The following is a 7,289-nucleotide window of genomic DNA, read 5'->3' on the forward strand; positions in this document are numbered from 1 at the left end:
GACACAATCTGCCTCTTGAAATCGTCGGTGAAATGCCTCGGGTGCTTTGGATCGGCCATCGAGCCTCCTTCCATAGGCCCTCGTGAAACTGTCCAACCTAGTGTAGCCAATCCACCTACGACCTTATCTAGGGTGCGGGCGGGGCCGCCCGTGGGGACTGTCTTTTGGGCGGCCCCTCGCCGTCAGCCCCTCGCGGAGCGCGCGAGCCAGACTGCGACGACGACGATGGCGCCGGCTGCCGCGAGCGCGATGGCCCATGCGGGGACGAGGTCGAGCGCGACGCCGTAGCCAAGCTGACCCAAGGGCGTGGCGAAGTTCGCCAGCATGAGGGCGAGTGCCATAACCTTGCCCACGAGGGTACCGGGGCTCTCGGTCTGAAGCCAGCTCGTGGCCACGACGCTCATGCACATGCAGACGGCCATCGTGGGCAGGTAGAGGGCGATAAGCACCCCGAAGATGCCGAGCGCAGGTAGCGGGGCGGCAAGCGCTCCGGCGATGAGCGCGATGCCGCCGGCCACGCACGCGAGCAAGCCCGGCACCGAGTGGATGGAGAACCTGCCGGGCACCGCCGCCACGACGGCCCCTCCGGCGAGCCCGCCCACCGCGAGCGCGCCCTGCAGCGCGCCCATGAGCTGGTTGGGCAGGCCGAGGGTCTCGGTCACGATGTAGGGCGAGCACACGTTGAAGAACGACGAGCCGAAGAGGTTCACGAGCGTGGCACCCAGGATGGTGCGCCACATGAGCGGGCTCGAGCGCAGGAAGCCGAGCGCCTCGGCGAGGTCCGCGCGAGCGGTGGCGAGGGCGCCCGCCGTGCGCGCGGGCGGCTCGTAGGGGACGCGCACGGTGAGGGCCTCAACGACGGCCGACGCCGCGAAGCAGGCCACGCACGCGACGACGATGGGCGCGAGACCGAGGAAGCCGAAGGCCAGCCCACCCACCACGGGCCCGCCGATGCCCGTGAGCATGCCCACCTGGTTCACGAGCGCCACGGCGCGCCCGACCTCCGACGGCGCCACGAGGTGCGGGATCGCCGACTGGACACAGGGCTGCTCGAGCGCCTGCGCCGCGAAGGCGAGCATGAGGACGGCGACCCTCGCGGGCACGACCGCGGCCGTCCCCGCGAGGGGGAGGTAGACCGCCATCGCCGCCGCGAGCGCCGCGGCAGCTGCGACCATGACGCCCCGCTTGCGCGTGCGATCCGCGATGACGCCGCCCACGGGGGCGAGCAGCGTGTAGGGAACGAAGCCCGCTGCGACCACGCCGCCGTAGAGCGCGCCCGACCCCGTGAGGTTGAGCAGGTGCAGGGGCAGCACGAACTGCAGGATCTCCATGCCGAGCAGGGAGAGCGCCTGGGACGCCATCACCGCCGCGAAGCGCGGGGTCGCGATACCGACCCCCCTCTCGCCCGCGTTGTTCTTCTCGTCTCGTCTTGCCATCGCTTCCTCTCTTTCATACATTCGGTTGGTATGTATATTGGCGCGAAAGAAAGCCGCTCGCGCGGCTGCCTTCCGATTGCACCCCAGACTAGGCCCCCTCGCCCTCCCCCGACAGGTCGCGGGCGAGCTCGCCCCAAGAGTCGCCCCACATGCGCGCGGGGTCGAAGGACTCCCAGTCCACGAGGTCCACGCCGAGTGCGTGCATCACGCGCACGAGCACCGCCGCGCGGCGCTCGAACTCCGCCTCGTCGGCAAGTGGGTGGTAGAGCGGCACCATCCAGAGATTCGCGAGCAAGAGCATCACCTCGGCGGTCTCGCGCGGGTGCTCGGAGCTCACCGTTCCGTCGGCCACACCCTCGCGGATCGCCGGCTCCACGTAGCGGTGCGCCACCTCGAGCGCGTCGAGGTATTCGCGCGCGAGCAGGCGCGAGCTGGCGATGGGGTCGGAGGAGGGGCGCATCGCGCGCAGCATATCGGCCGAGGGACCCTCCGCCGAAGATTCGTCGAGCGCGCGGAGCTTCTCCAGACCCGTAAGCGAGCGATCGGCGAGAATCTCCTCGGCGCGTGCCACCACGGGACGGTTCGCCCGCTCGAACACGGCTTCGAAAATATCCTCTTTACTCTTGAAGTGGTGGTAGACGGCGCCCTTGGTGAGGCCCTCGAGCCCCGCCACGATGTCGGCCATCGTGGTGTGCTCGTAGCCGCGCTCGGCGAAGAGCCGCTCGGCCACGTCGAGGATCCGCTTGACCGTCTCCTCCGGGTACTTGTTGCGCGCCATGGGTGCCTCCTGTCTTCTCGCTAAACATACCATGAGTATGTATCGGGGGCAAGGGCGGAATACGGGTCGAGAAGGGCCGGCGCCAAAAGAGCCCAACGGCCGTTATCGCTTCGTTAGGAACGCGCCCCACCATGGATAGCGAACCAAAAAGGTGCGGCGCGCGGGCTCGGCGACTCGGCCCGCGCGCCCGGAAGAGAAGGGACGAATCCATGGGCTACATGCTCGAGACGCGCGGCCTCACCAAGCGCTTCGGCCGCGGCGACCAGGCGCAGACGGCCGTGGCGGACGTGAGCCTCCACATCCGCGAAGGAGAGGTATACGGACTGCTCGGCCCCAACGGCGCGGGTAAGTCGACCACGCTCAAGATGATCTGCGGGATGCTGCGGCCGACAGCCGGCGAGATCCTCTTCGCCGGTCACGCCTGGCACCGCGAGGACCTTTACGCCATCGGCAGCCTCATCGAGGAGGCTCCGCTCTACCCCAACCTCACTGCACGCGAGAACCTGCGCGTGCGCACCACGCTGCTGGGCCTGCCTGGGTCCCGCATCGACGAGGTGCTCGCGGCCGTGGACCTCGCGGACACCGGGCGCAAGCGCGCGGCGCGCTTCTCGATGGGTATGAAGCAGCGCCTGGGACTCGCGCTGGCGCTCCTCGCCCATCCGCGCCTGCTCGTACTCGACGAGCCCACCAACGGCCTCGACCCCATCGGCATCGAGGAGCTGCGCGACCAGATCCGCGGCTTCGCGGCGGCGGGCACGACGGTGCTCGTCTCGAGCCACATCCTCTCCGAGGTGCAGCAGATGGCGGACACGGTCGGCATCATCTACCGGGGGCGACTCGCCTACGAGGACGCCCTGCGCCCAGGCGAGGACCTCGAGGAGCTCTTCATGGACGTCTGCCGCGCCGGCCGTAGGCGCGCGAAGGGGGCGCATGCCGCATGAGCACCACATTCTCGCAGGCGCTTGCCGCCGAAGCCCTGAAGTTCCGCCACGGGACGCCCGTGCGCCTCGCAGTCCTCATGGCGCTGCCCATGCCGTTGCTTGGCGCCATGCCCTACCAAGGCTACCAATCGTTTTCCGCTTGGAACTACTGGTACACGCTCTTTTTGCCCGTGACTGCCGCACTCGTGGTCGCCTGCGTGGCGCAGGCCGATGCGCGCCTGCGCATGCGGGGCGTCTTGGGCGCGGGCGCCCCGCTCGGGTGCGCCTGGCGGGCGAAGGTACTCTGGTGCTGTGCCCTGCTCGCCCTCGCGAACCTCATCGTCTGCGGCATCTACCTCGCATGTTCCGCCTTCACCGTGCAGGGCATCACCCTGGCGAGCACCCTTACCATGCTCGCCACGGCCGTAGTGAACACCGTCACCGTCGCGTGGATGATTCCGGCCGGGCTTTTCCTGACCGTGCGCTTCGGCATGCTCGCGGGCATCTTCATCCCGCTCGCCCTGCAGATCGTGGGCGCGTTCGCCTGGTCGGTCATCCCGTTGCCGCAGCTCTTTCCGCCTTCGGCCGCAACCGTCATCCCCACGAGCTTCATCCCCGTGCTACCGAGCGGCGAGCCGCTTTCGGCAGATACGGCGCTTGGAGAGGCGCTTGCCGCAAACGGCGCACTCACGATCGCGGGACTCGTCGTCTGCGTGATTGCGGCGTTCGCACTCACCGCCGCCACCGCGGCGTGGTTCGCGCACTCCGAGGAGCGGTGATCGACGTGACTCATGCAGATATCCCGCACATGACCCTTGCCCGGACCCTGCGTTCAGAACTCCAACGCCTTGCGCGCTCCCCGCTCCTGGTTGCGCACATCGCCTGCGGTATCGCAGGAGGCGTGGCCTGCGGCTCATACTTCGCCGTCTCCCGCTGGGACCCCGCCATGGGCGCGGACGCGTTCGCCCAGTTCCTCGGCGCCCTCATGCCGCTCATGTCGGGCATCGCCTGTGGGCTCGCCATCGACGAGGAACGGGCGGCCGGACATCTGGCGAACCTCACGGCGCTGCCCTCGCGCAGCCTCGCGATCATGGCCAAGCTCGCAGCGCTCCTCCTTATGGCGGCGCTCGCCTTAGGCCTCGCGTTCAGCCTCTTCGCGGCGATCATCGCCGCCGCGGGGCGCCTCACGTTGGGGCCGGCGCCGATGATCCTCGCATGCACGGGCGTGCTTGCGGGCAGCATACCGCCCTACATGCTCGCCCTTGCCCTCTCGCTGCGCTTCGGCAGAAACGCCGCCATCGGCGTCGGCGCTGCAGGCACGCTCGTCGCGTTCTTCAGCGTGGGCGGCCTGGCCCACGGTCTCATGACCGGCCAGCTCACCGGCGCCATGCCGAGTATCCTCGCCTTCGTTCCCTGGTCCTGGGCTGCACGCCTGGGCTCGCTCGGCATCGAAGGGTTCATCGCGGCAGGCAGAGGAGCCGCCCAGGCGGTCGTCGTCGGCTCCGCCACCCTGGGCACCGCTGCCGCATGCGCCGCTCTTTCACTAGTCACGGCCGCCATCCTCGTCGTCTGGTTCTCCCGCTTTGAGGACCGGCACTCCGATTGCTGAATGTTCTAGTCAGCAAACAGCGGTATCTGAACGGAAGAAAACACGGATTCGCTTCCGCTGTATGGCCGTTAACGGAAGTGAGTTACGATTCGCTTCCGTTAACGAGCGCAGAAAGGAAGCCTGCGACGCTGCCGCTCCGAACACTTTCCCGACCGCCGTTAACGGTTTGTTATACCTTGCGGGTATCATGAGCCGCGATAAGCAAAGCGGCGAAAGGGAGTCAATGGGGCGCATACTGGCGATCGATGACGAGCAGGCGATTCTCGACGCCCTTGCGCGCATCCTTGCACGCGATGGGCACGATATCGTCAAAGTGGCCGACCCCACAGCGGTTCTTGCCATGGACCTCTCCCGCTTCGACCTCATCCTCTGCGACGTCATGATGCCGGGGCTCGACGGCTTCGATCTCGTGCGGCAGATCCGACCGGCCTTCGACGGGCCCATCATCTTTCTGACCGCCAAGGCAGCAGAGGAGGACGCCGTGACCGGCTACGGCCTGGGCGCCGACGACTACGTCCGCAAGCCCTTCGGGGCAGCCGAGCTGCGCGCCAAGGCGGCGGCCCACCTGCGTCGCGAGCGCAGACCGCACGCACATGCCCTCGCGTTCGGCAGCGTGCGCATCGACCTCGGCGCGCGCTCGCTTACCGTGGATGACCGACCGGTTGCTCTCTCCCCCACCGAATATGCGATCTGCGAGCTGCTCGCTCGGCACCCCGGACAGGTCATGAGCCGTGCGCAGATCCGCGAGGCGGTGCTCGGCTGGGACAGCGATGCGGACGACACGGCCATATCGATGCAGGTCAGCCGGGCACGCAAGAAGCTCGCGGCGGCGGGCGCCGACCCCATCGCCACCGTTTGGGGAATGGGATACAAATGGCAGCTGTAGACCGGCGCGCCACAGGAAAGGGACGGGCGCCCCGCATGCGGGGCATCCCGTTCTCGCTGCTGGTATTGCGCTATTTCGCCTATGTCATCGTGGCGCTCGCCGCCGTGTGGACGGTCTCGTTCCTGGCGTTTTCCGCCTCCATCAACAGCGGGCTCGTCTACGCGGCCAACTACGGGCCCGCGCATGCGAGTGAGGTCGCCGAGCGGCTTCACGCGCTCCCCTCGTTCGACGCGAGCGCGGTGCCCACGGCATATCGCTACGTCCTGTTCGATACCTCGGGCGAGGCAATCGATTCGACGATGCCCGAGGCGAACCTTGCCGAAGCGCGAGAGGCGGCGGCGAGCGCTCCCGCCGACGGCACCGTCGTGCAGACCGGCGCCGGCATGGGGGTCACCTACGCCGCGTTCACCCTTGTTGACGGCACGCGCTGCGTACTCATGTGCGAGTATCTGCCGCAGTTCACGTCGCCCGAGCTCGCCTCGGCGCTTCCCAATCCGCAAAACCTCCTGCTCATCGTGGGCTGCGCCGGCAGCGTCGTCGCCATCGCGCTCGTCGCCCGACGCGCGAGCCGCGTACTCACGCGCGCCCTCGAGCCGCTCGTCGACGTCGCCGACCACGTAGGCGCCCAGCAACTCGACTTTGTCGTCGGTACAAGCAGCGTGCGCCAGGTGAGCGACGTGCTCGACGCCATGGAGCAGATGCGCGCATCGCTCAAGACCTCGCTCGAAGCGCGCTGGGAGGCCGAGGAGCGGGCGCGCCAGCAGGTCGCCTCCCTCGCGCACGACCTCAAGACGCCGCTCACCGTCGTGCGCGCCAACGCGGACTTCATCGCCGAGGAGCTCGATGGCGATCACGCCCCGGACGAGGCGGAAGGTCGAGACCTCGCCGCCGCGGCACGCGATATCTCGGCGGGATCGGAGCGACTGGACGCCTATATTCGCCTGCTGATCGACGCATCGCGCGGGGCGGGCGACGCCTCAAGAGAACCTATCCGACCAGCAGACCTCTGCGAGCAGATAGTGCGAGAAGCCCGCGCGACGGCGCACGCGCGCGGCATCGAGGCCGACACCGATATCGAGAACGCCATCGGCACTCTTCCCGAGATGCCCCTCGACCGGGTCGCCCTCATGCGCGCAGCGATGAACCTCGTGTCGAATGCCGCCGAGCACGCGCGGGGCCGCATCGGCATCGCATGCGCGCTGTCGGGAAACACGCTCACCATCTGCGTCACCGACGACGGCCCGGGGTTCTCCCCCGCCGCGCTCGAACACGGATGCGAGCGCCTGTTCACCGACGATTCCGCCCGATCCAACCGAGGCGGCGAGCAGCACTACGGCCTCGGCCTGTATACGGCCGCCGAAACCGTCCGCGCACACGGTGGCGACCTCGTTCTCGCCAATCTGCCGGACGGCGGCGCGTCTGCCGCCCTCTCCATCTCCCTCGCCGGGATGAAAGGGGGTCCGTTTTAGCAAAAAGTCCGGACTTTGGACGCCTAAAAAGGACCGGGCCCGCATCGACGACTTTTCTATCTGCGAAAACAAGAGGTCAGACGATATGAGCTGAACATTGGGCCCTCCCCCTGTCGCGGCTCCGTGGGTCGGGCGACAATGGTCGTACCACCAACCGTGGCCGCGCGCCACATGCGACGGAGGAGGGCACC

At 68.2% G+C, this 7,289-nt stretch carries 7 protein-coding genes; 5 read left to right on the forward strand and 2 right to left on the reverse strand.

The window, feature by feature from the left end; translation table 11 throughout:
* Positions 1 to 182: 182 nt before the first annotated feature.
* Together H6A16_RS10290 and H6A16_RS10295 are read right to left on the reverse strand one after the other, a co-directional pair.
* Positions 183 to 1,436, reverse strand: a complete 1,254-nt coding sequence (locus tag H6A16_RS10290; protein WP_204618882.1) for an MFS transporter — start codon at positions 1,434 to 1,436, stop codon at positions 183 to 185.
* An 88-nt stretch (positions 1,437 to 1,524) separates the two neighbouring features.
* Positions 1,525 to 2,214: a TetR/AcrR family transcriptional regulator gene (locus tag H6A16_RS10295; RefSeq protein WP_204618884.1), complete on the reverse strand. Its 690-nt coding sequence runs from the start codon at positions 2,212 to 2,214 to the stop codon at positions 1,525 to 1,527.
* Between the two features lie 209 nt (positions 2,215 to 2,423).
* Here H6A16_RS10295 and H6A16_RS10300 point away from each other — a divergent pair, with 209 nt between their 5' ends.
* The 5 genes from H6A16_RS10300 to H6A16_RS10320 all read left to right on the forward strand — a co-directional run bounded on the left by H6A16_RS10300 (position 2,424) and on the right by H6A16_RS10320 (position 7,098).
* Positions 2,424 to 3,155, forward strand: coding sequence for a lantibiotic protection ABC transporter ATP-binding protein (locus tag H6A16_RS10300; protein WP_204618886.1), 732 nt, complete (start codon positions 2,424 to 2,426; stop codon positions 3,153 to 3,155).
* Entirely contained in the window at positions 3,152 to 3,913 is a 762-nt protein-coding gene (locus H6A16_RS10305; protein WP_204618888.1) for a hypothetical protein, read from the forward strand. The genes H6A16_RS10300 and H6A16_RS10305 overlap by 4 nt, the downstream gene beginning before the upstream one ends.
* 29 nt (positions 3,914 to 3,942) lie before the next feature.
* On the forward strand, positions 3,943 to 4,743 hold the full coding sequence (locus tag H6A16_RS10310) for an ABC transporter permease (RefSeq protein ID WP_239458337.1): 801 nt from the start codon (positions 3,943 to 3,945) through the stop codon (positions 4,741 to 4,743).
* Between the two features lie 223 nt (positions 4,744 to 4,966).
* The gene (locus tag H6A16_RS10315) at positions 4,967 to 5,629 is read left to right on the forward strand and encodes a response regulator transcription factor (RefSeq protein WP_204618892.1); all 663 of its coding nucleotides are present in this window, start codon (positions 4,967 to 4,969) and stop codon (positions 5,627 to 5,629) included.
* A gap of 35 nt (positions 5,630 to 5,664) precedes the next feature.
* The gene (locus H6A16_RS10320; RefSeq protein WP_204618894.1) at positions 5,665 to 7,098 is read left to right on the forward strand and encodes a sensor histidine kinase; all 1,434 of its coding nucleotides are present in this window, start codon (positions 5,665 to 5,667) and stop codon (positions 7,096 to 7,098) included.
* Positions 7,099 to 7,289: the final 191 nt, after the last annotated feature.

The sequence above is a fragment of the Collinsella tanakaei genome, from assembly GCF_016900375.1.
Taxonomy (GTDB): Bacteria; Actinomycetota; Coriobacteriia; order Coriobacteriales; family Coriobacteriaceae; genus Collinsella.